The sequence below is a fragment of the Paenarthrobacter sp. RAF54_2 genome (genome assembly GCF_052113945.1).
In the GTDB taxonomy this organism is placed as follows: Bacteria; Actinomycetota; Actinomycetes; order Actinomycetales; family Micrococcaceae; genus Arthrobacter.
Window position 1 is genome coordinate 224,298 of sequence record NZ_JBFRDV010000002.1, and the last position, 25,034, is coordinate 249,331.

At 61.2% G+C, this 25,034-nt stretch carries 23 protein-coding genes; 7 read left to right on the plus strand and 16 right to left on the minus strand.

What is annotated here, in order from left to right:
* Nucleotides 1–25 precede the first annotated feature (25 nt).
* The 4 genes from AB4Y87_RS02535 to AB4Y87_RS02550 are packed head-to-tail and all read right to left on the minus strand — an operon-like array spanning nt 26 to nt 4,978.
* Nucleotides 26–1,936 carry a glycogen debranching N-terminal domain-containing protein gene (locus tag AB4Y87_RS02535; protein WP_442002909.1) on the minus strand — a complete coding sequence of 637 codons (1,911 nt, stop codon included), beginning with the start codon at nt 1,934–1,936 and terminating at the stop codon, nt 26–28.
* Nucleotides 1,933–3,222 (minus strand): MGH1-like glycoside hydrolase domain-containing protein, encoded by a 1,290-nt coding sequence (locus AB4Y87_RS02540; RefSeq protein WP_442002910.1) that lies wholly within the window; start codon nt 3,220–3,222, stop codon nt 1,933–1,935. The genes AB4Y87_RS02535 and AB4Y87_RS02540 overlap by 4 nt, the downstream gene beginning before the upstream one ends.
* A 35-nt stretch (nt 3,223–3,257) precedes the next feature.
* A complete protein-coding gene (locus tag AB4Y87_RS02545) occupies nt 3,258–4,055 on the minus strand; it encodes a sugar phosphate isomerase/epimerase family protein (RefSeq protein ID WP_442002911.1) in 798 nt (265 codons plus the stop codon).
* On the minus strand, nt 4,055–4,978 hold the full coding sequence (locus AB4Y87_RS02550) for a zinc-dependent alcohol dehydrogenase (protein WP_442002912.1): 924 nt from the start codon (nt 4,976–4,978) through the stop codon (nt 4,055–4,057). The genes AB4Y87_RS02545 and AB4Y87_RS02550 overlap by 1 nt, the downstream gene beginning before the upstream one ends.
* A gap of 230 nt (nt 4,979–5,208) precedes the next feature.
* Between AB4Y87_RS02550 and AB4Y87_RS02555 the strand changes: the two genes are divergently transcribed.
* Together AB4Y87_RS02555 and AB4Y87_RS02560 are read left to right on the plus strand one after the other, a co-directional pair.
* Complete coding sequence (locus tag AB4Y87_RS02555) at nt 5,209–6,186, plus strand: Gfo/Idh/MocA family protein (RefSeq protein WP_442002913.1); 978 nt, start codon at nt 5,209–5,211, stop codon at nt 6,184–6,186.
* A complete protein-coding gene (locus tag AB4Y87_RS02560) occupies nt 6,183–7,145 on the plus strand; it encodes an ROK family protein (RefSeq protein WP_442002914.1) in 963 nt (320 codons plus the stop codon). The genes AB4Y87_RS02555 and AB4Y87_RS02560 overlap by 4 nt, the downstream gene beginning before the upstream one ends.
* 11 nt (nt 7,146–7,156) lie before the next feature.
* On the opposite strand, the gene AB4Y87_RS02565 is transcribed toward AB4Y87_RS02560, so the two are convergent.
* The gene (locus AB4Y87_RS02565) at nt 7,157–8,923 is read right to left on the minus strand and encodes a class I mannose-6-phosphate isomerase (RefSeq protein WP_442002915.1); all 1,767 of its coding nucleotides are present in this window, start codon (nt 8,921–8,923) and stop codon (nt 7,157–7,159) included.
* 29 nt (nt 8,924–8,952) lie between these two features.
* Between AB4Y87_RS02565 and AB4Y87_RS02570 the strand changes: the two genes are divergently transcribed.
* Complete coding sequence (locus AB4Y87_RS02570; RefSeq protein ID WP_442002916.1) at nt 8,953–9,522, plus strand: SGNH/GDSL hydrolase family protein; 570 nt, start codon at nt 8,953–8,955, stop codon at nt 9,520–9,522.
* Here AB4Y87_RS02570 and AB4Y87_RS02575 read toward each other — a convergent pair.
* From AB4Y87_RS02575 to AB4Y87_RS02590, 4 genes are read right to left on the minus strand one after another with little or no spacing between them, the layout of a single operon-like run.
* Complete coding sequence (locus tag AB4Y87_RS02575) at nt 9,506–10,690, minus strand: MGH1-like glycoside hydrolase domain-containing protein (RefSeq protein ID WP_442002917.1); 1,185 nt, start codon at nt 10,688–10,690, stop codon at nt 9,506–9,508. The genes AB4Y87_RS02570 and AB4Y87_RS02575 overlap by 17 nt on opposite strands.
* Entirely contained in the window at nt 10,687–11,616 is a 930-nt protein-coding gene (locus AB4Y87_RS02580; protein ID WP_442002918.1) for a carbohydrate ABC transporter permease, read from the minus strand. Before AB4Y87_RS02580 ends, AB4Y87_RS02575 begins: the two co-directional genes overlap by 4 nt.
* The gene (locus AB4Y87_RS02585; protein ID WP_442002919.1) at nt 11,616–12,614 is read right to left on the minus strand and encodes a carbohydrate ABC transporter permease; all 999 of its coding nucleotides are present in this window, start codon (nt 12,612–12,614) and stop codon (nt 11,616–11,618) included. The genes AB4Y87_RS02580 and AB4Y87_RS02585 overlap by 1 nt, the downstream gene beginning before the upstream one ends.
* Nucleotides 12,611–14,029: an ABC transporter substrate-binding protein gene (locus AB4Y87_RS02590; RefSeq protein WP_442002920.1), complete on the minus strand. Its 1,419-nt coding sequence runs from the start codon at nt 14,027–14,029 to the stop codon at nt 12,611–12,613. Before AB4Y87_RS02590 ends, AB4Y87_RS02585 begins: the two co-directional genes overlap by 4 nt.
* A gap of 286 nt (nt 14,030–14,315) precedes the next feature.
* Here AB4Y87_RS02590 and AB4Y87_RS02595 point away from each other — a divergent pair, with 286 nt between their 5' ends.
* Nucleotides 14,316–15,467 carry an ROK family protein gene (locus AB4Y87_RS02595; RefSeq protein ID WP_442002921.1) on the plus strand — a complete coding sequence of 384 codons (1,152 nt, stop codon included), beginning with the start codon at nt 14,316–14,318 and terminating at the stop codon, nt 15,465–15,467.
* 48 nt (nt 15,468–15,515) lie between these two features.
* On the opposite strand, the gene AB4Y87_RS02600 is transcribed toward AB4Y87_RS02595, so the two are convergent.
* On the minus strand, nt 15,516–16,931 hold the full coding sequence (locus AB4Y87_RS02600; RefSeq protein WP_442002922.1) for an aminotransferase-like domain-containing protein: 1,416 nt from the start codon (nt 16,929–16,931) through the stop codon (nt 15,516–15,518).
* On the opposite strand from AB4Y87_RS02600, the gene AB4Y87_RS02605 reads away from it, so the two are divergent.
* Together AB4Y87_RS02605 and AB4Y87_RS02610 are read left to right on the plus strand one after the other, a co-directional pair.
* Nucleotides 16,930–17,862 (plus strand): DMT family transporter, encoded by a 933-nt coding sequence (locus AB4Y87_RS02605; protein WP_442002923.1) that lies wholly within the window; start codon nt 16,930–16,932, stop codon nt 17,860–17,862. The genes AB4Y87_RS02600 and AB4Y87_RS02605 overlap by 2 nt on opposite strands.
* 33 nt (nt 17,863–17,895) lie before the next feature.
* Nucleotides 17,896–18,297, plus strand: coding sequence for a VOC family protein (locus AB4Y87_RS02610; RefSeq protein WP_216922561.1), 402 nt, complete (start codon nt 17,896–17,898; stop codon nt 18,295–18,297).
* Nucleotides 18,298–18,300: 3 nt separating this feature from the next.
* Here the strand turns inward: AB4Y87_RS02610 and AB4Y87_RS02615 are convergent, their stop codons facing one another.
* From AB4Y87_RS02615 to AB4Y87_RS02625, 3 genes are all read right to left on the minus strand, one after another.
* The gene (locus AB4Y87_RS02615; RefSeq protein ID WP_442002924.1) at nt 18,301–18,732 is read right to left on the minus strand and encodes a GNAT family N-acetyltransferase; all 432 of its coding nucleotides are present in this window, start codon (nt 18,730–18,732) and stop codon (nt 18,301–18,303) included.
* Nucleotides 18,733–18,812: 80 nt separating this feature from the next.
* Entirely contained in the window at nt 18,813–19,280 is a 468-nt protein-coding gene (locus AB4Y87_RS02620; RefSeq protein WP_442002925.1) for an SRPBCC family protein, read from the minus strand.
* 46 nt (nt 19,281–19,326) lie between these two features.
* The gene (locus AB4Y87_RS02625) at nt 19,327–20,313 is read right to left on the minus strand and encodes an aldo/keto reductase (protein ID WP_442002926.1); all 987 of its coding nucleotides are present in this window, start codon (nt 20,311–20,313) and stop codon (nt 19,327–19,329) included.
* A gap of 212 nt (nt 20,314–20,525) precedes the next feature.
* On the opposite strand from AB4Y87_RS02625, the gene AB4Y87_RS02630 reads away from it, so the two are divergent.
* A complete protein-coding gene (locus AB4Y87_RS02630; protein WP_442002977.1) occupies nt 20,526–21,602 on the plus strand; it encodes an FUSC family protein in 1,077 nt (358 codons plus the stop codon).
* Here the strand turns inward: AB4Y87_RS02630 and AB4Y87_RS02635 are convergent.
* The 3 genes from AB4Y87_RS02635 to AB4Y87_RS02645 form a co-directional block, all read right to left on the minus strand.
* Nucleotides 21,565–22,344: an SDR family NAD(P)-dependent oxidoreductase gene (locus AB4Y87_RS02635; RefSeq protein WP_442002927.1), complete on the minus strand. Its 780-nt coding sequence runs from the start codon at nt 22,342–22,344 to the stop codon at nt 21,565–21,567. The two genes, AB4Y87_RS02630 and AB4Y87_RS02635, sit on opposite strands and share 38 nt — an antisense overlap.
* Before the next feature lie 67 nt (nt 22,345–22,411).
* Nucleotides 22,412–23,350: a class C sortase gene (locus AB4Y87_RS02640; RefSeq protein WP_442002928.1), complete on the minus strand. Its 939-nt coding sequence runs from the start codon at nt 23,348–23,350 to the stop codon at nt 22,412–22,414.
* A 144-nt stretch (nt 23,351–23,494) separates the two neighbouring features.
* A complete protein-coding gene (locus AB4Y87_RS02645) occupies nt 23,495–25,033 on the minus strand; it encodes a SpaH/EbpB family LPXTG-anchored major pilin (RefSeq protein ID WP_442002929.1) in 1,539 nt (512 codons plus the stop codon).
* Nucleotide 25,034 lies beyond the last annotated feature (1 nt).

A 25,034-nucleotide genomic window follows, 5' to 3' on the forward strand; every position in this document is an offset into this window, starting at 1 on the left:
CCTGAGTTTCCTACCAAAACGGCGTTTAGGCCCGGCCTTGGTTCCCTGATGCGAGCCGGTCCGCGGATAAACCGGCCGCTGCCGCCCACGCCTGGGGCGATCCCGCATGGTGATATCTCACAGGTGTCGGAAACTCCGCCCGGGAAAAACCACCGAAGAGTTCCGGCAAGGAGTTGCCAAAGTGGGCCGCAGCTTCCCGGATGCCCCGGGCAACGGTGCCGGCTTCTTCACTGAATCCGTAGGCTGCCATTCCCTCTGCAGCCAGCATGGTGTCATGCGGCCACACTGAGCCGTTGTGATATGACATCGGGTGGTAGAAGTGCTGGCCGATGGCCAAAGTTCGGATCCCCCAGCCTGTGAAGAATTCTTCTCCAAGCAGGCGTGTGGTCACGGTGCGAGCGTCGTCCTCGTCAAGAATCCCCGCCCACAAAAGGTGGCCCGCGTTGGAGGCCAAGGCATCAACCTGATGGTTGTCGCCATCCACCGCCAGCGCGGGAAAATCCTGGTGCTGCATCCAAAAGACCTCGCGGAACCTCTTTCGTAGGGAATCGGCGAGTCTGGACAACCCGCGGGCCCACGGTTTGTCGTTCCAGGTCTCGGAGGCCAGAAGTGCGCACTCATGCAGGCCACGCCATGTGTAGCCCTGAACTTCGGCCAAGGCAATCGCGCCCACTGGTTCCCGCCCATCGGCCCCAGCCACAGCATCGAACGAATCCTTCCATCCCTGATGAATCAAGCCTTGGGTGTCGGGCATGTAGCGGACAAAACCAGTGGCTTCCAACCCTCCTTCGTTGCAGATCCATTCGACTGCTGCCCTGGCCGCAGGTTCCAACTCCCGAAGCAGTTCCGGATCGTCCAGGTGGCCTAATGCCATGAGAAACAGGGCCGTCGAGTCCACTGTTCCGTAATAACGGGAGTAAGGCACAAGGCCGAGTTGGGCTAGTTCACTGACTCGAACCTCGTGCACGATCCTGCCTGGTTGTTCCAGCCGGGCAGGATGGTTAACCACTCCCTGCGTAGCCGCGAGCGCCCTGAGGACATCGCCTAGGAGCGCCGGCCGTTCCTGGCGCGTGAGCATCGAGGTCAGCAGGGAATCCCGTCCGAAGAGGGTCAGAAACCATGGCAACCCGGCTGCAGGGATATTCAGGTTCGGCAGCGTAGGACATGGCATCATCAGGGAATCGAGGTCCTTGCGGCTTTGCACACCCAAAGGGCTGGTATCCCATGCAGGGGCCGGCATCCCCAAGGGTGCGGCGGGAATCGGGGCCGCCGCTCCCTCCGCGGCAGCCGTGATCGTCAGCGTGTGGCTACCGCCTGCGGGAATGACAAGCGCCCACGTCATGACAAATCCTACGAACCGCCCATCGCGAACATCCTGCAGAATTTCCGGAACTGAACTGACGTCCAAGGTGAGAGCTGCTTCGAACGTCCGTTTGTTCAATGTGTGCGAGTACCGCATTGCAGCGGACCGGTCGTCCAAAACCACAGCACTACTGGCCGCGGCACTGAGATCGAACCTTCTGCCATCTGTGCGAACCGTGAATTGGTCCGCGAAATCGGTGCCGGCCCGCAGGACTACTTCGACCGTGGTTTTCTCGCGGCCGAGGTTTCGAATCTCAACGGTGTCCGTCAATCCGGACGCGGTCAGTTGCTGGGTGCGCACCCCAAAAATATCGTGGGTTTGATTCCTTTGTGACGTCGGAACAAGCGCTACTGTTCGCTTCCCGGGCTCACGGACATTTCCCACGTCCCACAACGAAGAACCGCCAATTTCCAGGAGCCATCGTGAGAGCAGGCGCGTATCGGCGACGTACAGCCCTTGCGTTCCCTCCGCTGGAGAGTCGATGCGGCCGATGCTTCCATCAGCGGCTCCCCGCATCATCGCCCCTCGGGCCACCAGTACCGACACTGCTGAAGGAGGTGCAAAGGTGGTCATCGTTTGCTCCTATCGCTTGCAGCATCCAGCGCCAGTGCGGCTGTCCAGCTGAATTTGCGGGTTCCATGCGCAGCCCCGGTCCTGGGGTCCACGTATTCAGGGAAGTCATGCGATGCAGCAAGGAACCCTATGTTGTTTCTTAGGGATGTCGCGCCCTTAACGTCGCCAAGCCCGTCCAACGCTTCCGCAATCATCCAGGACATGTTGAACCACGCCGGCCCGCGCCAATACAGGGCGGGATCGTGGTCCAGGGCCGTAGCGTCATAACTGGGCACCATTACCGCACCGGAGCCCATGAATCGCGGCCCATGGAGAGTTTCAAGCAGGACTTCAGCATTGGGATTCCCAGGCAGGAGCAAAGGGAGAAGGCCATTGATTGTCGCTTTCGGAACGAGGCTTCCGTCCAAGACATCCCTGGCTGCGTAACAACCCAGTTCCGGAATGAAGAGTTCGTCCAATGCCGCGATCACTTTTTGCGCGCGCTGCATATGGTGTGCTGCCGGCAATCCCAGTTCGCTGGCGATGTCAGCCAAGGCATATTCCGACAGGGCCCAGAGTGTGTTAAACAGCGGGTCCTCCATGAGGAACGGATATTCGGGATCGACGTCGTCGCACTCATGGTCTCTGTACCGCTCGGCCAGCCAAAAATACTTTGCATATTCTTTCTGGCTTGGTCGCTCACCCGCGTCTGCGTGTTGCAGGTCCGGGCGCTCCAACGGTGTCCGGCATTCCGAAGGAACCCGTTTCATTGCCACGTCCCATAACGGGGAATTATCTGTGCCGGATTCCCAGGGATGGACTACGCTCGCCAAGCCGGACGCGCCGCGATTCCGCCTCTGGGACAGATAGTTGTGCCAGTCCACCAACCTGGGGTAGTTACGTTCGAGGAAAGATCGACGGCGAGACTCGTCCGGGTCTGCTTGGTGAATCTTCCACACCGCCCAAGCATGGTTTGGCGGCTGGATGAAACCGGCGGTCTCGGCCCTCGCTGGGGCATCTGCGAGGCTGCCCGACTGCCAGAAGGCGGCACCAGGTGCGTAATCCTGATCTCTGTGGGGATCGAAGATGATCTGCGGCAAGCGGCCGTCCCGCCACTGTCCAGCGAACAACGCGTCCATCTCCTGACCCGCCCGCCGGGGTGACAACAAACTGAGGCCGATGGCAATAAAAGATGAATCCCAACTCCACTGATGGGGGTACAGCCCACCTGCTGGAACAGTATGGCTCGTCCGCCAGTTGGCTTCCAAGACAACAGTTGCCCGGGCGCTGATCATATCTGGAGTCATCGGGGTATCCGGCAGAGTACTGTCTGGCACCCTCATCAGAGGTACCGTCCCAATAAGGATGCAGCGCGTGGCAGGACGTCCTCGGCCGGGCCCGATAAACGCGACTCGATGGCAACTGTTCCTTGGTATCCGATGGATTTGAGCGTGGCACCAAACAGAGCCCAATCCACATTCCCGGCGCCGGGTTCCAGGCGGTTTGAGTCGCTGGCTTGAATATGGCCTATGTAACTGGCGGCCTCCTGCAACGCGGCTGCAGGATCGCTTTCCTCGATGTTCATGTGATACGTGTCCGGGGCCAGCCGCACCGATTCCAGGCCTACCAGGCTCAATAGCTTCACGCCGTCTGCGAGCCTGTTGATCATGTGATCTTCATAGCGATTCAGCGGTTCAAGGTAGACCTCAACGCCTTCGGAAGCGGCGTGCTCTCCGAGAAGGGTGAGCGCGTCCACCAGTACGGCAGTGTCCTCCTCGTCCGTGCGTGGCGGAACAAAGGGAGGGAGGCGCTTGGAGAACATTCCGTAGGATGCGGGAGTCATCACCCCGCGCCCACCGATATCGGCCATGATGCTGATTTGGGACGTCAGCTGCTGCACGGCGTCCCTTCGAAGCCCCTCATCAAAAGCGCCGATGAAGTGGCTCATGTCCACGCAGGCAGTAGGCATGACGACGCCAGCGTCCTTTGCCCTTCGAAGTTCCGGAAGGCGGGATGCGAACTGCAGATCGCCTGCAGAACGCAGCTCGATGCCGTCAAAACCCCATGCGAGCGCGTGGTCGAATTTCTCTTCCAGCGTGCGGCCCGGAAGGTGTTGTTCCTGGACAGTTATCAGTGTCATCAGAACTCCAAAACAACTTGGAGGGCGGATGCGGGCTCGGTGTCCAGCAAATGATAGGCATCAGCAGCCGCGGCCAACGGGAACCTGTGGGTAACCAGAGCGGGAGCATCCACGCGTCCGCGGGAAAGGAAGTCCACCACGGTGGTCTGGATCCTGGCGACATCCCACCGCGGGCGGAGGCGATTCGGGACTGAGCCTATCTGGGAGGCCAGCAACTGAACCCGGTTGTGATGAAATTCCTCGCCGAAGAAGACGCTGTTCGCACCCCCTTGATAGAAGCCGGCCGCCACCACTGTGCCATCAGAGCCCACCGCTCGGGTTGCCTCGTGAAGCCCGCGGTAGCTGCCGCTGAGTTCAATGGCGACGTCGGTCCCGCTGCGGTGGGTCAATTCGCGAAGGTTGGCGGCAAGCGTGTCGGAAGGGGCCAATGCGTGAGTCGCGCCCCAGTCCAGCGACCGCTTACGGCGGCTTTCTATGCCGTCAACGGCGATTACAGTAGCACCGTTCTGCACTGCAAATCTCGTTGCGAGCAGGCCAATTACGCCTTGCCCGAAGATGGTCACAGTTGACCCGGGGCCCAGATCGGCGGCAAGCACGGCGTTGAGGGCTATGGCCCCGACACGGACAAAAGCTCCTGCCAGGGGGTCCATTCCGGATGGAAGCACATGACCACGCAGTGTCTCTGCAGCGAGAACTCCCTCTTCCCGGTGGCCCCAGATTCCCCAAACAATATCGCCGACGTTGACTGGCGCGGTGTCATTTTCTGCCTCTGCGGCAGGGGCAACCTCCACCACCTCTCCAACTTCCGAGTAGCCCCATGCGTCCAGAGGATAGTTGAGGCCGCCCTGTCCGGATTCAAACAGCCGGGTCGATGGGTTCCACGTGGAGGTGAGGTAAGGGTTGGTCCCCCGGTAGGCAGTCATTTCCGTTCCTGCAGAAATCCCTGAGTAGAGGGTGCGCACTCTAACTTGGCCAGGTTCCAGCGGCGGTAACGGGGCATCCATGATTGCAATTGTTTGCGGGGCAGCGATTCTGAGGAAGCGTGACACTTCGCATCGATCCTTAGGTCGTGAGTGTGATGCAGTAGACATTAGCATTATCTGTAGGCATATTCTGCATAGACATTAGACAGAAGTTGGAGTAGCTTCAATCCATGATTTCCATGCCGCCCGAAGGGCAACATCTCTCCCCCTACGCGCCGGTGAGAGTTGGACTTGTTGGCGCAGGACAATGGGCCGCAGCTATGCACGCTCCTCTGCACACTGCCGGTGCCGAAACCCAGCTTGTGGGAATTTGGTCGGCAAGCGGCAACACTGCGGAGCAGCTCGCGGTAAGACACGGCGTGCCAGCCTTTGGTACGTATGAAGAACTGCTGGCATCATGCGAGGCTGTGGACTTCGCCGTGCCGCCGGCAGTGCAGGCTGAGCTCGTTCCGCAGGCGGCGGACGCAGGCTTGGCGTTGCTCCTCGAAAAGCCGCTGGGCGTCTCGCTGGACCAAGCAATCCGGGTCGCGGATGCGGTCAGGCGCAACAGTTCGCCAAACGCCGTCGTACTTACCAAGCGCTACCATCCGCGCACCCGGGAGTTCCTTGCCGCGGCGGCGAACCTCAGGTCGACGGGAACGCTGGCCGGGGTGATGGGCGTCTACCTCCATAACGGCTTTTTAGACAAGGGCTTCCTCTCCGGGGATGCCCGGAAGGGGTGGCGGTCGGAATACGGGGCTTTGTACGATCTCGGCCCACACCTGCTGGATCTCATGGAAATCGCGGCGGGTCCAATTCTGGCGGTTCGTACCGAAGGCGAAGCTGCCTACAGAACCCTGACCACCCTCCATGCCAACGGTGCCACGGGTCAGGCTGCGCTGTCAGGTTCAGTCAGCGGGTCCTCCGCGTCCACCATGCTCAACGTGTATGCAGCTGCCGGGAGCCTTGAATACAACACCCAGGGCATGGACCACGATCAGTGCTGGCCTGCCCTTCGCCGCGAGTTCGCTGATGCCGTCCGGCTGGGTATCCCACCTACCGTTGATGTGGAGCGCGCTCTCCTCGTCCAAGAAATCGTGGAGGCAGCGGCTCTTTCAGCCAAGGAACACCGCCAGGTATGGGTTGCAGAAATGCGGAACGAACGGTGACCGGCGCGGGCTTGCCCCTCCCCCGAAATCCAGCACCAACGCCGGTCTTGGAAATCGGCGGCACTCATGTCACGGCAGCACTCGTCATGGCACGACCGCACCTGTCCACCTCCTGGCGCGTAGTCTCTGGCAGCATTACTCGACGAAGTCTGCATGCGGGGAGTTCCGCCGATGATCTGTTGGATGCCCTTGCGGCGGCAGCCAACTCTTTGGGACGCGACCACGCCCGGCTCTGGGGCATCGCGCTGCCTGGCCCCTTCGACTACGCCACGGGCATGGGCATGTATCGGGACGTGGGCAAATTCGACCAACTGCGCGGCGTCAATGTTGGTTCAGAACTTGCAGCTAGATTCGACCACCCCCACGATGGCATGGCGTTCCTCAACGACGCAGATGCGTTCGGAATCGGAGCTTTCGCATTGAGTCGGGGCGACGCAGCCAGGGGCATGGCTGAGCGGGCAGTCTGCATTACCTTGGGCACAGGAATAGGCTCCACATTTCTTCAGGGTGGACTCCCAGTAAAAGCCGGGCATCTGGTTCCGCTTGGCGGAAACTGCTACAACCTTTCTTTCCAAGGCCGACCGCTGGAAGACACGGCCTCTCGACGAGCCATCCGTTGGGCCTACGCCGAGGCCACCGGCTCTCTCGGGACGGAGCCGCCTGACGTCCACGCCATCGCCCAACTCAGCCGTAAGGGTGACACGGTCGCATCCCGGGTACTGGAGAGAGCCTTCGCAGCCGTCGGTACTGCTACCGGCCCCTACTTGAGGAAGTTCGGCGCCCAGGAGCTAATGGTGGGCGGCTCGATGGCAGGCTCCTGGGACATTGTGGAGCCCGCCCTTCGCAGCGGCATTACATCTGCTGTTCCTGCCTTGCGACGGCTCCTGATCACCAACGCCGAGCATTTCGAAGAGGCTTCGCTCGCAGGAGCCGCCATCTGGGTCAACCGGATCACATGAGTAGACGACTTTTAGGCCGTGGCAACAGACGGCAGTCCCGCTGCAGTTCCGCGGACATAAGCCTTGACGGTTGCCAGCGGCTGTGTAATTCCCTGTCCAAGCGGCCTGATCGTATAGGCACCGACGGCGGCGGGGACGATGAAGGTCTCTGCATAGCTGACCGTGAACGGCTGGAACTTTCCGTCCGGACTCTCTACCAAAGCCCCAGCTCCTTCCACCAGATTCAGCACATTAACGGTCCCGTTGGTGTGGTGGTGCACGGCGTCTGTAAACCAGTGCCTCCGGACCTCAATGAATTCAAGTTCATGCAGGCCGGTACGCTCTTCCGTCCAGCCGGGGCCGGATCCCACCTGCTCCACCTGGTGGAGCAGTTCCTTCTCCACCCACTCCGTATTGCGCTCCCACTGGATGTTCCGGCTGGCGTGCTCCAGATGAACTGGACGCGGCATGCCATCCAACCCCATCCTGTCCCAGTCCCACATCTTGAACGTGAAGATGAAAGGCGTGGCGGAGATCTCCAGCACCATCGAATTGGCTCCGGAACAGTGCACGGTACCGGCGGGGATGGAGAAATGATCGTGCTTCTTGGCTGGGAAGACGTTAACGTAGCGTTCCGCTGGAAAGCTGGTGCCGGCGTCGGACGCTTCCGTCAGGGCGGCGACCATCGAGGCTGGTTCCGTCCCGGTCTTAAGACCCAAATACACCACAGCATCGTCAGAACAGTCCATGAGGTAGTAGCTCTCGTCCTGCGTGTAATGCATTCCGAAACGGTCCTGGATGTAGTCCGTCAGGGGGTGAACCTGCAAAGAGAGGTTGCCGCCGTCCATAGTGTCCAACATGTCGAACCGGATGGGGAACTCGGCACCAAACCGTGCATAAGTCTGCGAACCCAGAAGCGCAACTGGCTGCGTCAAGACAACATCCAGGGCAGGCAATTCCATGATCTTCCCGCCAACATCCAGCAGAATGCTGTTCTCTTCCGGGACGCAGTCGAAGCACCAAGCGTAGTTGTCGGCGTGGTTGTCCAGGCCGCAGACTTCTTTCATCCACTGACCGCCCCAGACCCCGGGGTCGAAGAAGGGCACTACACGGAACGGAGCAGCCACTGCTGCCGCCATGCCACTGTGGAATGCTTCCCCGGTGATGAGCCTTGCATCGCCTGCACCCCTATTCGCGTCAAGGATATAGTCGACGGCGGGGAGCAACTGCCGCTTATGACGGTCAGCCACACGCCACTCCACGAAGAAGCTCCGCTTGTACTTGCGAAGGTTGTCCTCATTCGTGTTGTCGCACCGCCAGTTCGGGGCTCCGGCACGCTGGCGTTGCTGCAGTTCCCAACGTGCCATATCTGCCACGATGAGAACGCGCCTTGTGACAGGTACCAGAGCGGCTCCCCAACCCAGCAACACCGTCGGAATGTCCGATGCAGTTACCGACTGCGCAATCTCCTCCAGCTGGGTGGTGCGGTAGAAGTCTGCAAGGGTGTGGTGGCTCATAACCCCGAAAATCCTGTCCTCCGTCAGGTTCGCCGCGATCAGCGCATCGATCTCCGCAAGCGGCCGGGCTGCCAGCTCCTCAACGTTCAGCACCCGATGGCCAGGCAGGGCCTCAGTAATGAACGCCTGGAGTTCCACGAGGTCCGTCCCCGGATAGGTGTCCACAACAATAGGCCCTCCGCCTGCCCGGGCAGCTTCCAGCCAAGCCTCCACGCCCGACCACGACTTAGGGTTACCGGGGACCATGATTTTCGGGAACTTGTTGTAGTTGGTGGGGATCATTTTCTTCCATTCATGAAGGTGACGAAGTGATGCAAATGCTTAGTTATGGACATTCCTGGATCGACGGCGATTGCGCCTCATCGTCTGAGGCCTCATTGGCGGCCCTGGTTTCCCGCCGGTTGGGTTTGGAATTGGACAACCGGGCGGTTGGGGGGAGCAGCAGCACAGCTACCGCCGACCTAATTCGTGCGGACCCTCCCCCGCCAGCGGCCATATACCTGCTCATGACCGGACTCAACGATCTCCGGCTGGGCGGTGATTCACCGGCGTCTTTTCGGAGCTACTCGGCAGCATTGAAGATTATTCTTCCCCAGTTCCGAACTGCCGCCCCTGAATCCCTGACCTTGGTCCTTGAGCAACCCCGGCTCCTGGATTTCAGCCGCCATGCCCCCCATAACCGCGGTTCCAACATGCTTGTGGGGAGGTACAACGCAGAACTCCGACGAATCGCCCGAAGGGTGCCGGGGGTTCTCGTGGTTGAAGCCACTGATTGGGATCCTCAAGTCATGCTGGACGCCGACACGGTCCACCCCAACGATTCCGGGCATGCTTGCTTGGCGAAGGCCGCCGTCCGTTGCGTCACTACTGCATGGCGATGACAAGACCTGCCCAAGACTGGGGAACCGCGCCCAAACCCCGGCCGTTCTCCGGGTTCCAGTACTCTGCAAAGCCGCTGGTGGAGGTGCCGGCCTCAGTGATCCTTGCCAGTATCAGCGCTGTCCCATCCATACCATGACGCCTCGCGGCCTGTTGGAAGAGATAGTTCAACGGCGGCCAGGCAGGACCTCGCCAATACATGTCCGGTTGATAAGCAACATGGGTTCGAACGACGTTGGAAGGTCCATATGGGGCACCGAACCTGGCAGGATCGTCCAGTTGCCGCAGGGCTGCATGCGCCTTCGTTCCGTCTGCCGTGACAAGCGCACCCATGACGCCGTCGCTAATAGGCGTGTGCACCGAAGGTCCACCGCCAACGACGGCAAGGTCGGACCACAGCTGCTCGTCCTCGTTCCACAGCAGTTCATCCATGGTGTCCGCCAGCTCAAGCGCCCTGGCTTCGAGCGTCTCGTCTCCGATGACAGCTGCCAGTTCGCGGAAGTTGAAAGCGGCATAGGCATTGAAGGCCGCAGGGCAGGCCACGAAGCTGGCTGACCACAGTGCCGAACCATCCTCGGCGAAGGATACGTCCTTCATGCGCTCTTTGTTCCAGGCGGTCCGCGCCGCACGGTCGTAGCCTTCCTTGGTCCGGCCTGGGGCGCCCCAGTCGTCCCAACGTGGCGAATGGTCGTTGCCCGCTTCCCAAGGATGGACCACATAGAGAAGTCCATCGGAGGTCCGGCGGTGCTCCCATAGCCACTCGAGCCCTGCTTTTGCCTTGGCAAGAACCTCAGGTGCGAGGCAAATGCCCGCTTCGGTCAGCACCTTCGCCGCGTGCCCAAACATGGGCGGCTGCGTCAATGCGGACGTTCGGCCAAGCGGACCGAGCCAAGTGTCCGGTCCGGCACCGGAGTAGCGCATGTGAGGAACCATTCCGCCGCTTAGCTGACCGGACAGGACTGCTTCCAGTTCGATGGCCGCCCGATCGTCTCCAAGGACGGCCCAAATGATGGCGTGGAAGCACGAATCCCAAAGCCAGAGATGTGGATACGTGTCCGGGTTAGGGACGGAGTAACCGAGCTCCTGGCGCCAGTGCGAATCCATGAGCACCCGGACGTCGTCGGATAGGGCGGACGAACTTCCCGGTTGATCAGAGGGCTGTTTCATCATCCCTTCTCCGCACCCGCCGTAAGGCCCTCTGTGAGCAGCCTTTCCGAGGCGAAGAAGATAATGATGATTGGAAGGGTCAGAACCACTGACCCCGCCATCAGGACGGTAGTAGGCACCTCAATGCTGCCAGCCAACTGCGACAAGCCCAACGAGACAGTCCAGCTTGGCCTCGAGTTCACCAGGAACAACAAGGCAAACAGGAATTCGTTCCAAGCAATCATGAAGACAAACAAGGCGTTGGAAATGATCGCTGGCATTGCCAGGGGCAAGCTTATCCGGAACAGCACACCGAGCCGACTACACCCGTCCAGGGCAGCCGCTTCTTCCAAGCTGGTGGGGATGGTGTCGAAATAATTGCGAAGCATGTAAATCGTCACAGGAATCACTTGGGCTACGTAAACGATCAGCAGCGCTACCAGCTGGCCGCGAAGGCCCACTCGTGTGAAGAAAGTGAACAGGGGAATAGCAAGCAGGATGCTCGGGAAGAGGTAAACGGCAAGGAACAAGGCGCTGACTTGTCGGCGGCCGAAGAAGTTCAGCCGACTGATGGCGTAGGAACCAGGAATTGCCACGACCAAGGAGATCAGCACAGTGCCCACGGCCACCATTGCACTATTACCCATGAACTGCAGGAATCCTTGCCCGCCGTCTTCCTGGGGTTTCAGGATGCTGAGATATGCCCCAAAATCCAGCTCATTGAAAGGAATAGCCAAAGCGCCAGGATCCCGTAGCAATGCGTCCAGCGGCTTCATCGACAAGATGACCATGTAATAGAACGGGAAAAGCGTTACGAGTAAGAGCCCTATGATCACAACCCAGCGGAGGACTGCGAGAATCTTGGTTTCCACGACATCCCGCGTCCACCGGGAAGCAGGTTGCTGCATAGCCCGCGGGGCGCTCGGTCTGGTGGTGGTAGGGGCCGTCATCAGGAGACCTCCTCCTTCTTGGCGAAAAACTTGATGTAGATGCCCACAAACAGGCCAAGGATCAGGGCAAGAACCAAGGCTTGCGCGGAAGCGGCGCCGATATCGCCCCGCGCCGTCAGGAAGTTGAACACTGCAACCGACACAACTTCCGTCCCAGCTCCACCACCTGTTAGGAGGTAAATGTCGTCGAAACTGTTGAAGGTCCAGATGAAACGAAGCACCGAAAGCATCGCGATCGTGGGCAACAATTGCGGAAGCAAAATGTACGCGAAGCGCTGGAGAGGTGTGGCGCCATCTACGCGGGCAGCTTCTTCAAGGCTTTCAGGTACAGCGTGAAGCCGCGCTGTGATGAAAAGGAACGCAAAGGGAAAAGACCGCCACACCTCGAACAGAATGATGGCAATGAGGGCAGTGGGGACATTGAAGTCCATTCCCAGGAATGAAACTTCCCGGGACCGTTCGCTCAGGAAGGGGATCGACTCCTCCCAACCGAACACTTCCTTGCCCCAGTGATTGATGAGGCCAAACTGTGGATCCAACAGGGTGGTCCACGTGAAAGTGACAGCCACAATCGGTGAGACATATGGAATCAGCATCGAAGCCCGGACTAAAGTGCGGCCCTTAAAGGGCCGTCGTAGCGCGAACGCGGCGACGACGCCTAGGCCAATTGCGCCGGCCGTTCCGAATACCGAGTAGGCCAGCGTGGTCCCCAGCGACTGAAAGAAACTGCTGGAAAACACGTTGTCGAAGTTGTCGAGCGTATACGGGCCAAAGATTCCAGCGGTGCGAATATTGAGGATCCGCACGCGTTGGAACGCCAGGACCAGGGTCCACAGGATCGGCAGGACCACCATGACCAGCACCAGAATCAGCGTCGGTGAGAGCAAGGTCAAGCCGGCCCTTTGCTCCTCCCGTGCCATGGGTGAGCGCTTTCGCTGCCCCTGCAGGGCGGCCTGCTCAGGCCGCCCTGCAGGTGCATTCTTCTTCAGGAGACTCACTTCAATGAGTCCTTGATGGAACGCAGGGACTCGGCTGCCTGCTTTGCTGCTTCGGCAGGATCAACTCCGCCGGATGTTACGTCGCTGACCGCCTTGGCGATGGGCAGTTCGCCCAGAGCGGCGCCTACAAGATCGCCTTGACCTTGGGTGATGCCCCAGCGCTTCAGGTCATCGGAGCCCTTCTGCAGAACGGACAGGACGTCGGCGGAGTAAAAGTCACCCAACGGTTCCTTCTTGTCGACACCCGCAGGCATGGTCTTCCATTTGTCCGAGTACTCGGTGGGATTGGCCGTGGTGCCCGCCCTCACCGGGAGACGGCCTTCGGGGGCAATGGACAACCAATCGGCATAGCCCTCACCCATGAAGTATTCGATGAACTTTTTCGAGGATTCGGAAGCAGCTTCCTTTGTGACCGTCCAAGAGACAATCTCGCCGAACTGCGATGGCTGACTTCCGTCGGGACCCTGAATGCCGGTAACAACGCCAGTGTTTTTGGCGAGGAAGGCAGGGTCTGCCTCGCATTCAGGGCAAGTAGGCTTTGCGTCATTTCGCAATCCTGCCATTTCATCCAGGATGAAGGTCGACCAAATGGACATCGCTGCCTGCCCCGCAAAGTAGCTGGCCCGAACGGTATCCACGTCCTGCGCACCAGCCACTGAATAGTCCTTGAGCACATCTCGGTAGAAGGTTAGGGCGCCAATGCATTCCGGGCTGTCAAACGTGATTTCACCTGCTTCATTGACCATTTCGCAGCCATTGCCCTGGGCTATGTGCTCGAAAGTCTGCTGGGTAAAAGCCTCACCCGGCTTATTTGCCGCCACCAAGCCCGCAACTTCTGGTGAATCCAGCTTTTGTGCCGCTGCTTTGATGTCGTCGTAAGTCTTGGGGGCTGGGATGCCTGCCTTGTCAAAAAGGTCCTTGCGGTAATACAGCAACTGCTGCCAGGAAGAGTCCGGCACGGACAACTGCTTATCGCCGTCGCGTGTCAGCTCGAGGGAACGGGGAGAGAAGGTCTTTTCATCCAATCCCTTGATGACGGCAGCGTTGGTCTCGGTATCCACAAGATCGTTGGCCGCTAGCGTACGCACCTGGGCCAGAGAGATGGAACCTATGACGTCTGGAAGGTCTCCTGCGGCAGCCGAAGATGTCAGCACCTGGTTGAACTGATCTTCGGGTACGCCCACCAGGTCAACCTTGACACCTGTGGCTGCCGTGAACTTCGCAATGATCGCCTCAGTCTTGGCAACCCGATCGGGAAGCGTATCCGCTGTCCAGACGGTAATGGCCTCTGCATTGGCGTTGGATCCTGAACCGCTGTCCGAACCCTCGTTGGGCGTGCAAGCTGCGAGCATTGCCACAGCGAGGGATGCTGCGGCAATCGCGGCGACCTTGGCGGGTCCTCTGGTTCTCTTCACTTCAATGCTCCTGTCGTGGGCGTAGCCGGAACCGGCTCCGCAAGATTCTCCCTAGTCACCCTGATCCGGGCAGCGCCGACCGCATTGGCGGCGTATCGGGGACCAGAACTAAACAGCCCCATCTGTGAGTGCAATCACAGCTCGGGGAACTTGTGCCTAAAGACTATCCATATGTTGTCTAGCTGTCTAGCATTAGGTGGATAGTGCGCTGGCGTTCCCGTACAGTCAAGGGCACCAAGTGCTCAAAGAGACGTTGGTTGAAGAGATTTACAACAAGGAGTGACGAATGTACGTGGGACCAGGGGATGTACTTCACCTGATCAAGTCCGGCAAAGCCCGCACCCGCGGAGACATCCAAGAGGAAACCGGTATGTCCCGCATGACCGTGGCACAGCGCGTGGATGCACTGCTTGGCGCCGGGCTGATCCGGGAAGCCGGGGCCGATCGGGCCTCTGGCGGACGACGCCCTACACAACTGGCTTTCAACCTCCAGCACTCGTGCATTCTGGCCGCGACGGTCGAAACTACGTCGTCCACAGTGGCCCTCACTGACCTTGGGGGGGAAATCCTTGCAGTGGACCACTTGGACCTGGCCGTCAGCGACGGACCCGAAAAGGTACTTAGCGCCATCACCCATGCGGGACGGCAACTCCTCAAAAAAACCAAGACCGCCCCGAGCAAAATCTCCGGCGTGGGTATATCCATCCCCGGCCCGGTGGATCCCCACACACTCCGGCCCAGCCAGCCCCCCATCATGCCCGGATGGGACGCCTACCCCGTGGCGGACTTTCTGCACGATGCTTTCTCCGCCCCCGTCCTCGTGGAAAATGACGCAAACGCAATGGCTGCAGGCGAGTACAGTGCGGGCTTCCCGCACACCGCCTCGCTGTGTTTAGTCAAGGTCTCAACCGGTATCGGGACCGGGCTGGTCATTAACGGCCACGTGTATCAAGGAGTGGACGGCGGGGCCGGCGACATCGGACACATCCGACTACCCGCTTTCTCCGAACTGCAGTGTCAGTGCGGATCCTTTGGTTGTCTCGCTGCTGGGGCGAGCGGCGGCGCCATTGCCAGAAAACTCACCAACATGGGCATACCGGCCGCATCCGGCCGAGATGTACAACGTCACCTGATGGCCGGAGACGTGGAGGCCATGCGCCTTACGCACGAGGCCGGCAGGCGGCTGGGCGAAGTCATGGCCACAGTGGTCTGCCTGTTCAACCCAGCCGTGCTGCTAATTGCCGGAGATCTGGCATCGTCCTCGCTTATTGGCGGCATCCGGGAGACGCTTTATCCAATGTCGCTCCCCCGGGCCACGCGCAATCTCGATGTCCGCCTTGCCACGCTGGGCGAGGATGCCGGGATTCGGGGCATGTCGTGGCTGTTGGTAAACCACGTATTCTCAGCACCTGCAATCAATAGCCGGCTGGCTGCCTAGGATTCTGAAGGGCTCGACGGCGGCACCCACCCGAGCGACGTCACTCCCCTAACCCGGCAGCAAACCCTTGACCGCCTCGCCGATAATCCGCGCGCCCTCGGGGAATCCGCCGGAATTGGGGCCGGCGTAGTTGAGCCTGATGTAAGGTCCTTCAGGTTCGGCAGGAAACCACTCCGTTCCGGCCGCAATGAGAACCCCGGCCGCTTCGCAATCCTTGGTGAGCTGATCGACGTCGAACCCGTCCGGCATCCGTAGCCACAGGTTCAAGCCGCCTTTGGGCAGGTGGCTGAGGTGTGCCTGTGGAACGTGCTCGCGCAGGCTGGTGACCAGCAGATCGCGGCGCGATTGCAGCTGATGGCCCAGTCCGCGAAGGTGTGTTTGCCAGCCAGGTTGAGTGACGACGTCGAGCGCTGCGGCCTGAAGCAGGCCGCTGACGTACATCGACTCCGCAGCCTGCGCGCCCATGATCCGTTCCCGCGCGGGACCGCGGGCGATAATCGCTGCCACGCGGATGGACGGTGAGACGCTCTTGGTCAGCGAGCGGATGTAGACCACGTGCCCGGAATCGTCCTTGGCGGCGAGCGGGACGGACTGCGCGGTGATACCGAAATCGTGGGCCCAGTCGTCCTCCACAAGGAACGCTCCGTGCTGGCGGACAATCCGGAGGACCTCCTCGCACCGTTCCGGAGACCATTGAGCACCCGTGGGATTGGCAAAGTTGGGCTGCGCGTAGAACATCCGGGCGCCGGATTCCTCGAAAGCCCTCGCCAGCTCCTCAGGATCAGGCCCGTCAGGACCGGACGGCACCGGAATAACGTGAACACCGGCCTGGCCAGCGGCCAACAGCGCACCCCAGTAACTGGGCGACTCCACCAGCAGTGGCCGCCCATGCCCCACCAACCCACGAAAAATGGAGCTAAGACCGCTCTGGCTCCCGGGAAGTACGACGACGTCGCTCGGCTGGGGCGGCGTGACGCCAACGGGCGTCGAGGTGCTGAGCTCGTGCGCGAACCAGGATTGCAGTTCCGGCAGACCCTGGGCATGTGGCCGGGACAGCGCAGCTTCGCCACGGGCAGCCCTGGTAAGTGCGGCCCGGACGAGCCTCTCCGGCAGGAGTTCCCGGTCCGGATAGCCGGAGTGGAAGGCGATGACGTCGTTGGAAGCGCTGCGCATGGCGCCCGAGTTCAGCAAGCGCGGCGTTTGGGTGGCTCGGAGTGCAGCTGTCTGCCAGCCGTAATCGGACGGCCTGGCAGTGCGGTAAGCCCGGACGAAAGTGCCAACGCCGGGGCGGCTTTCTATCAGGCCCTGGGCAGTGAGGGTTCTCAGGGCCTTCTGCACCGTCACGGGGCTTGCCTGGTACTCCGCCACGAGTTGACGGGTGGATGGCAGTTTGGCTCCCGGCGCGGCCCCTGCGATCCATTCTTTTACTCGCGAGACAATCCGGGAACTGCTATCGTTATTCATGAGTCACAATAGTAGCGCTACTACACTTTCGCGGCCAGTGGTATCCAGTCGGACGTCGACAGGCGTCTGGTGGGGCCTTCTTGGCGTTGTCGCATTCTCGTTCACGGTTCCCTTCACCCGAGTGGCCGTTGAAGGGTTATCTCCCCTGTTCATCGGCGCAGGCAGGGCCGTGGTTGCGGCCATTCTTGCAGCACTGGCCCTGGGCCTGACCCGCCAACGCTTCCCGCAGGGCATCCAATGGGTTCGACTGACTGTGGTGGCCGGTGGCATCGTTGCGGGTTTCCCCTTGATGACAACATTCGCGCTGGCGTCCACCACTGCCAGCCACGGAGCCGTCGTCATCGCGCTACTGCCTGCGGCCACTGCAACGGTAGCGGTCATCCGGGGCCGCGAAGGTCCCCGGCCCTTGTTCTGGGTCCTGACTGCCATAGGAGTTGTTGCCGCACTGGTATTCGCGTTGGTTCAGTCCGGCGGTTTCGGTCAGCTTCACTGGGCTGACCTGCTGCTCCTCGGCGCGGTGATCGCCGCAGCCATAGGCTATGCGGAAGGAGGTCTGCTGGCACGGGAACTCGGTCCGTGGCAGACGATCTCGTGGGCGCTGGTGGTTGCTTCCCCTGTCATGCTGCTGCTGACGCTGCTTTCACTGGGTTCGGGAGCTCCCTCTGCTACACCGGTCCAGTGGTTGTCCTTCGCTTATCTGGGTGTTGTGAGCATGTTCCTCGGATTCTTCGCCTGGTACCACGGCCTGGCGATCGGCCCCATGGCGCAAGTCAGCCAGATTCAACTGGTCCAACCGGTCATGACCATCGCGTGGGCAAGCCTGCTCTTGGGAGAATCGATGACGTGGACCACCGCGGTTGGCGGACTCGCCGTGATCCTCTGCGCAGGTGCCGCTGTCCGCGTCAGGCTCAACCCGCCGTCGAATCCCTGACGCTGTCACGCCCTGATCTCGTAGACTCGGCCCATGCCTGACGCAACTGTGGGTTCGATCCATCACCTTGAGATCTGGGTGCCGCACCTTGAACGAGCCCGGGAGGAGTGGGGCTGGCTCCTGGGCGAGCTTGGTTACAAGCCCTTCCAGGACTGGCCCACCGGGTGCAGTTGGAAGCTCAACGGCACGTACGTGGTGGTTGAAGGTACCGATGCCATCACCGGAACGGCCCACCGGCGAACCGATCCCGGGCTCAACCATGTGGCCTTCCATGCTGGCACCCGGGAAAATGTGGACCGGATTCGCGCACTCGGTGCCGACGCCGGTTGGTACGAGATGTTCGAGTCGAAGTATCCGCACGCCGGCGGTCCGGACCACTACGCCGCGTATTTGATCAACACTGACAGCTACGAAGTTGAGCTGGTGGCTGAGTAGTAGCTACGTCGGAGGAACCACGGGACGCCACATGGCGACCCGAGGCCAACGCGTCAGCCCCAACTCAGCTTCGTGCTCCATGAGCTTGGCCAGCTCCGGGCCCCAACTGCCGGCATCGAGCGTTTGGAACCCCAGACGCCGGTAGTACGGCGCGTTCCACGGCACGTCGCGGAACGTGCTCAGCGTCTGGCGCTGCATGCCATGCCCCCTGGCCCAGACTCGTGCAGCATGCAGCAGCTCGCGGCCGAGTCCTTGGTGCGCTTGATCCGGGTGCACGCTTACCTGTTCCACGTGCGCGTTGCCATCAACAATGTCCGTCAACAAGTACCCCAGGGGGTAGTCCAGCCCATCCACCCACACCCAGGCACGCCCGGCAGTCACGTAGACGGTCATCTCGTCCAAGGAGAAGGGTTCGTCGTCCGCGATCTGATCCATGCCCAGGCCCCTGAAGGCTTCCCCAGCTCCCCGTTCGATGTCCTGCAAACGCGGCAGATCGTCTGTTCGAGCTAGCCGGATCACCGTTTATCCAGTGCGGGAGGTGCCTGTCCAACGAGGAACCCGTTGCGGGTTTCGATCAAATCCTGCAGGTATCTCGCCAGAACCAGCTTCTCCAGCAGGCGGCCCAGCGGCCCGAACGGGGCAGCGAACTCCACGGTATCCACCATCAGCGTTCCGCCGCCGTCTGGCCGGAACTCGTGCGTGTGGCGGAGGTACTTGAAAGGGCCACGCACCTGCTCGTCAGTGAACGACGCCGGTGCCTCCATCCGCGTGATGCGGCTGGTCATGCGGAAACGGACTCCGAGGTGCCACGCCTGCCACGTGACCTGCTCGCCTTCCGAGATCAGACCTGTGGTGACGCCAGCTATGGCCTTTTCCCTGCTTTTGGTCATCGACCCCACGTGGGCGTCGATGTTTCGGGACAGGTCGAACAGCTCCTGCGGTGACATGGCGGAGCGGGTTCTGCAGACGAAGGCTACGGGCATACCTTGATCTTCCCAGACTCTGCAAGGCAGCGCTCCAGTGTCGTTGCTACCTTCCCACGAGGCCCATGTGCTGATCGTTGTAGCGGTTGCCCTGCACGCCTATCCGGCTGGCCACAGCATCCAGATCGGCAACTTCATCGGCAGAGAGCGCCACGTTGGTTGCAGCAGCATTCTCCTCGACTCGTTCCCGACGTCGCGTGCCCGGGATCGGGACAATCCATGGTTGCTGCGCGAGAAGCCATGCCAGCGCAACCTGACCGGGTGAGGCACCTTTCGAGGCCGCAAGTTCGGCCACGTGATCCACCAGTGCTTGGTTGGCTGCCCGGTTTTCTGCCGTGAATCGAGGGATAGTGCCGCGGACGTCACCCGACGAAAATTGGGTGGACGGATCCACGGTGCCCGTGAGGAATCCCTTGCCGAGTGGGCTGAACGGGACAAAGCCAATGCCAAGTTCCGCGAGCGTTGGCAGCACCTCCGGTTCCGGATCCCGTGTCCACAACGAATATTCACTCTGGACAGCGGTCACGGGAAAGACTCCGTGGGCTGCACGAATCGTGGCGGCGGAGGCCTCGGACAGGCCGAAGTGGCGTACTTTTCCCTCTTGGACGAGCTCACCCACAGCTCCGGCGACGTCTTCGATGGGCACGTTTGGATCGACGCGGTGCTGATAAAAAAGGTCCAGGGTCTCCACCCCAAGCCTGCGGAGCGATTCGTCCGCCACTCGCTTGATCCGTTCAGGATAACTGTCCAAGCCAACCGACTTGCCATCTTCGATGCGCCAGCCGAATTTCGTGGCAATGACCACCTGGTCCTTGAGAGGAGCAAGCGCCTCTCCGACGAGTTCCTCATTGACGAACGGCCCGTACACCTCGGCCGTATCAAAGAAGTTGATACCAAGGTCCACCGCTTCACGAAGTACCTTAATCATCGCCGTCCGGTCCCCCGGGTTGGGGCCGTAGCTTTGGGACATGCCCATGCAGCCCAGACCGATGGCCGAGACCTTCAACCCTTGCCCAAGTGTCCGTGTGTGCATGATGCCTCCTGTTGATCCAAGTAACTCGTTTGATCCAGTCAACAACGTTCTCGACTCATATGGGAGGTACTGACGTAAGGGGTACTGCCAGTGCCTTACTACGCGTTGTGACCCGGCTTATGGCGGCCCACCCGCTGCTCCTGATAATTTTCGATACAGATAGCTCGCCCACAAGCCCCGAATGATTGGTGGTGTTTCCCGTGCCCGCATTCATGGCGCACGCCCGGGAGCTCCATAGATTAGGGCCGGCGAACAACGACCGTCTCTCCGCCGTTCGGGTGGCCCTCAGCGTCGCAGTTCCGGGGCTGGTCTTGATTCTGGTAGGCCGCCCGGACCTCATGATGTATGCGGTGTTCGGCGCGCTCACTGGAATGTACGGACGCAACGAGACCCACCAGCTGCGGCTGAAACACCAAGCCCAAGCCGCGCTTGTTCTGGTTGGCGGACTCACCATTGGCACGTTTCTTTCCGTGAACCACATCCAGTCCTGGTGGCTGGTGTTGGTGGCGACGCTCTTTGCCGGTGCGGGTTCCTTATATGCAGACGCCGTGCGTCTTAAGCCGATCGGGCCGTTCTTCGGCATTCTCGCGTTGGGGGCGTGCGCTTCGGTCCCCACCAGCGTTCCGTTCCTGGCGGCGGTGCTGATCGGCACGGCTTCGGCGGCGTTTTCGATTCTTGTTGGATTCGCCGGCTGGCTTCGGCATCGAAGGTGGGAGCCGGGCGCTGCCCGCGACGTCCCCGTCCTCCGCGGACCCTTACGGCAATCTGCCCTTGTTCATGCCGCCCGCTACACCCTCGCTGTCAGTGCTGCCGGCGTGTGTGGAGTTCTCAGTGGGAGCGGGCATCCGCATTGGGCCATGGCCGCAGCCGCCGTCCCGCTGGCTGGCGCGGACCTCCCGAGCCGCATCCACAGAGGCATCCACCGCATCGTGGGAACGTTCCTCGGTTTGGCGGTAGTCGCCGTCGTACTTTTCCCAACTCCGTTGTCACCGCTGCAGTATTTCCCCGGCCACGCTGCCGTGGTCCTGGCCATTGTGGTGGTCCTGTGCCAGTTTCCCACTGAGCTGTTCATGGCGCGGCACTATGGCTGGGCCATGGTGTTCTTCACGCCCGTGGTCCTGCTGATCGCCCAACTGGCGTCGCCCATGGATCCGGGCGTACTGGTGATGGAGCGCGCTGTTGAGACGTTCGTCGGAGCGGTGATTGGAATCGCGGTAGCAGTGCTGGTCAGGGCACCTGTCGTTCCTGTTCTTAGGGCTGCAGGGGCCGGCGCGGCGGGCCGGAAGTAAGCTTCGCCGGCAAGATACGCGCAAAGAAGCTCACCACTTTGTATCGACGCGTCGGGATGGAAACAGCCTTGCCCTTGCCGTTGTCCTCCAGCCCTTCCCGCACCACGCGCTCGGCGCTGAGCCACAGGAACCGCGGCGCCACGGACTTATCCATGCCCATGCGGTCGTGGAATTCGGTGTGCGTGAAGCCAGGGCAAACCGCTGTGACCTGCACGCCCGACTTCCCATACGCAATATTTGCCCAACGGCTGAACGTCACCTGCCAGGCTTTGGCCGCCGAGTAGGTTCCCCTGTTGGCGAAGGCTGCGACGCTCGCAACGTTGATGATCCGGCCTTTGCCACGAGCCAGCATGACTTCAAGCGCCGCGTGGCACAGCTCCATGGGTGTCTGCACGTGGAGGCGGAGATGCCGCCTTTCGTCCTCCAACTCGTTCTGCTCGAACGACTTCAGCAGTCCGATTCCGGCGTTGTTGACAAGGACATCCACAGGTCGAGCAGCGTCCCGCAAGCGGTCGGCCACCAAGGAAACCCCGACGTCGGTGGTCAGGTCGGCGGACAGAACCTCCGCCGAGATACTAAAGTCGCGTTCGAACTCCTCGGCCTTTTCTTTGAGGCGTTCTTCATCGCGGGCTACCAGGACGAGGTGGTGTCCGGCTTCGGCGAGCTGGCGCGCGAATTCCGCACCGAGCCCAGCCGTGGCACCGGTGACCAGGGCGGTGAGTTCATTGGCTCGAGTCGTCATGCGCCTAGACTATGCGCTGAACGCCTCCGGCGCCCTGTCTTTTCTTCAGAGGGTCGAGTGCTCTTCGTCAGAAGATCAAATGCTCTTCGTCAGAGGGTATCGCCTGCTCTTCGTCAGAGGATCGCCTGCGCGGCTTGGTGGCGATGATGGCCAGCACTATCGAGCCGGTGATGCCAAGAATCCACCAGGGGAATCCGGGGTCGGCTGTTGTGGACGGCAAGGTGCGGGGTCCGTCAGCGCTGGTGGGTGCAGTGGTTCGTTCGCCGCGAACCAGGAGTCGGTGGCTGTTGATGCCTTTGGGTGTGCACGTAATGAGGGTGAGGTAATCCTTGCCCTCCACTTTGCGCAAGGCCTCGGTTTGGTCCGGAAGCACCGTGAGGATTTGGTCGACCTTGTAATAAAGGGTTTCATCGAGCACGTTGATGCTGAAGACGTCGCCTTCGTGGACTTTGTCCAGGTCGTCGAACAGAGTGGCGTTGACGAATCCTGAATGAGCACTCAACACACTGTGAGTGCCTTTGCCGCCCACGGGCAGCGCGGACCCGAAGAGGTGGCCGGCGCCTTTGGAGAGGGTGTCCTCGTCCGTGCCATGGAAGATGGGCAAATCTGCGTGGATGGAGGGAATGCTGATGCGGCCCATCATCCCTCCGGGCCCCACAGCCAGCATCTTCTTGTACGCCTCGGAGCCGGCGCCGATGGTGGTTTGCTCGCCTGCTTCATTCAAGGAGTAGGGGTCCCGGAGGGGTCCTGAGGGCAGTTCTTCATTGAACTCGCGTGCCTGGTCCAGCAGGGACTTCTTAGCGGAGGGGTTCATCGTCTGGACAGAATCCACGTAGCCGCTGATCTCGGTGGCATGGATCCGGTCCGAGAACCAGGCTGCGGCGGTGGGATAAAGCAGGATTCCGACGCCGATGACCGCCACCAGCACGATCAGGAGCCGTTGGCGGCTCCACGGTCCGGTCAGATGCCGGAGTCCACGACGGGTGCGGGTTGGTGCCTGTGTCATCAAAATCCTGTAGCTGGGTGAGTCGGTTGGAAGAGTGAAAGTGGAATGCAAGTGGGGAAGAGCGCGTGGTTGGCGTTCTTCCCCACTTGGGGTCACTGCGGGGGCCGCGGGTAGCGGCCCCTGCAGTGTTGGTTGTTGCTGGTGTTAGTTGTTGCTGGTGCGGCGGTTGCGGACGAACATCAGGGCTGCGCCGACGACCAGGAGGGCACCGGCTGCGTAGAGAATGCCGGTTCCCACGCCACCGGTCAGCGGCAGCTGGAAGCCGCTGTTGGAGGGGATGTTCTTCACGCTCAGGTCGATACCGACCGTGGTGGTGGCGGCGTTGATCAGGAAGGACACCGGCTCGGCGAGCAGTTCATAGCCTGCCGGGGCGGTGGTCTCTACCAGGTAGTACGTGCGGTAGTCCGGGGTTCCGGGTGCCACGGCTGCGCCGTTGGCCCAGTCCGAGTACCGCAGGCCCGAGATCGTCAGCGTGCCGTCAGCGGCGACGGTGAAGACCGTCTGGCCGTTGAGGTCAACCGGGTTCGTCCCGGCCTTGGCGTCAGCCTGGTTGGTGTAAACCGAGAACGCGGCACCGGCAAGGGCTGCACCGTTCTCGTTGACCTTCTGCAGCGTCATTTCGCCCCACTTGGTCACGACCGGGGGCGTGACGATCGGGCCACCGGGCTGGCCCGGTGCAACGTTGAAGCTGGCAGCGTTCGGGTAGACGAGGGCTTCGTTTTCGATTTCGCCGATGGTGTTGACCTTGGTGTTGACCATGACCTGCACACGCGTGGTGTTGTGTGCTGCCAGTTTCGCCCGGCCGGCGGGGGTGAAGATGACCGAGACGGTGTTGGTCGCGGCGTCGAAGCTCACGGTGTAGTCCGTGCCGGCCGTGATGGGCGTGCCATCAACGAGGGTCGCGGACGCGCCGACGTAGGTCAGCTTCGGGTCCAGGACGTCCACGATCTTGTAGCCATCGATGACGGTTTCGTTCGGGATGTCACCGGTGATCGTGAAGTCGATCTGGTCCCCGAGTTTCACGTCAGGGGCATCCGTGACGGTCTTCTCGGCCCCGGCAACGGAGTTCTTCGGGTAGACGTGGACGTCATAGATCCAGTTGTCCTTGTTATCCGGGTCCGTCAACGGCACGGAAACCAGGAACGGGGCCGACGGGGTCACACCGGCCGGGTAGTTCGTTTCCGTCACCAGGTACAGGCCCACCGGCAACGCGGTGAACCCGGCGGTCCCGGCAGCGTCGGTGGTCTTCGCCTGGGCAGCGCCCAGGGTGTACCCGGCGCCGGTGATCGAGCCCGCGGGGTTGGCCGGGGCGAACACGCCCGAGAGGTTGTGCGCGGCGTCCCAGCCGGCGTTGGTGGACAGGTCAATGGTGTTGACCTGCTGGATCGTGAACTCGATACCGGCCAACGGTGTCAGGCCGGTGGTGTCCACGGACGTGCCGTTGTTCGGCAGGCCCGTCGGAGTGGAGGGACGCTCGAACTTGTGGACCGTGATCGAACCGGTCTTGTCCCCATCAACCAGGGGCGCAGCCGAGGCCGGGGCCACGGAGAAGGACATCGCCAACACCGCCCCGGCGATCGTAGCGGCGGCGGTCTTCCAAAGCCGCCCGGTGTGGTGATTACTCACTGTGTTTTCCTCTTTCATCGTGATGATTTCATCGTGGTGGTGCTCGGTAATGGACATG

Coding starts and splice junctions, on each gene's coding strand:
- AB4Y87_RS02535 (WP_442002909.1), bottom strand. CDS start 1,936: ATGACCACCTTTGCACCTCCTTCAGCAGTGTCGGTACTGGTGGCCCGA.
- AB4Y87_RS02540 (WP_442002910.1), bottom strand. CDS start 3,222: ATGACTCCAGATATGATCAGCGCCCGGGCAACTGTTGTCTTGGAAGCC.
- AB4Y87_RS02545 (WP_442002911.1), bottom strand. CDS start 4,055: ATGACACTGATAACTGTCCAGGAACAACACCTTCCGGGCCGCACGCTG.
- AB4Y87_RS02550 (WP_442002912.1), bottom strand. CDS start 4,978: ATGACTGCCTACCGGGGGACCAACCCTTACCTCACCTCCACGTGGAAC.
- AB4Y87_RS02555 (WP_442002913.1), top strand. CDS start 5,209: ATGATTTCCATGCCGCCCGAAGGGCAACATCTCTCCCCCTACGCGCCG.
- AB4Y87_RS02565 (WP_442002915.1), bottom strand. CDS start 8,923: ATGATCCCCACCAACTACAACAAGTTCCCGAAAATCATGGTCCCCGGT.
- AB4Y87_RS02570 (WP_442002916.1), top strand. CDS start 8,953: ATGCAAATGCTTAGTTATGGACATTCCTGGATCGACGGCGATTGCGCC.
- AB4Y87_RS02575 (WP_442002917.1), bottom strand. CDS start 10,690: ATGATGAAACAGCCCTCTGATCAACCGGGAAGTTCGTCCGCCCTATCC.
- AB4Y87_RS02580 (WP_442002918.1), bottom strand. CDS start 11,616: ATGACGGCCCCTACCACCACCAGACCGAGCGCCCCGCGGGCTATGCAG.
- AB4Y87_RS02595 (WP_442002921.1), top strand. CDS start 14,316: ATGTACGTGGGACCAGGGGATGTACTTCACCTGATCAAGTCCGGCAAA.
- AB4Y87_RS02605 (WP_442002923.1), top strand. CDS start 16,930: ATGAGTCACAATAGTAGCGCTACTACACTTTCGCGGCCAGTGGTATCC.
- AB4Y87_RS02600 (WP_442002922.1), bottom strand. CDS start 16,931: ATGAATAACGATAGCAGTTCCCGGATTGTCTCGCGAGTAAAAGAATGG.
- AB4Y87_RS02610 (WP_216922561.1), top strand. CDS start 17,896: ATGCCTGACGCAACTGTGGGTTCGATCCATCACCTTGAGATCTGGGTG.
- AB4Y87_RS02615 (WP_442002924.1), bottom strand. CDS start 18,732: ATGGATCAGATCGCGGACGACGAACCCTTCTCCTTGGACGAGATGACC.
- AB4Y87_RS02620 (WP_442002925.1), bottom strand. CDS start 19,280: ATGCCCGTAGCCTTCGTCTGCAGAACCCGCTCCGCCATGTCACCGCAG.
- AB4Y87_RS02625 (WP_442002926.1), bottom strand. CDS start 20,313: ATGCACACACGGACACTTGGGCAAGGGTTGAAGGTCTCGGCCATCGGT.
- AB4Y87_RS02630 (WP_442002977.1), top strand. CDS start 20,526: ATGGCGCACGCCCGGGAGCTCCATAGATTAGGGCCGGCGAACAACGAC.
- AB4Y87_RS02635 (WP_442002927.1), bottom strand. CDS start 22,344: ATGACGACTCGAGCCAATGAACTCACCGCCCTGGTCACCGGTGCCACG.
- AB4Y87_RS02640 (WP_442002928.1), bottom strand. CDS start 23,350: ATGACACAGGCACCAACCCGCACCCGTCGTGGACTCCGGCATCTGACC.
- AB4Y87_RS02645 (WP_442002929.1), bottom strand. CDS start 25,033: ATGTCCATTACCGAGCACCACCACGATGAAATCATCACGATGAAAGAG.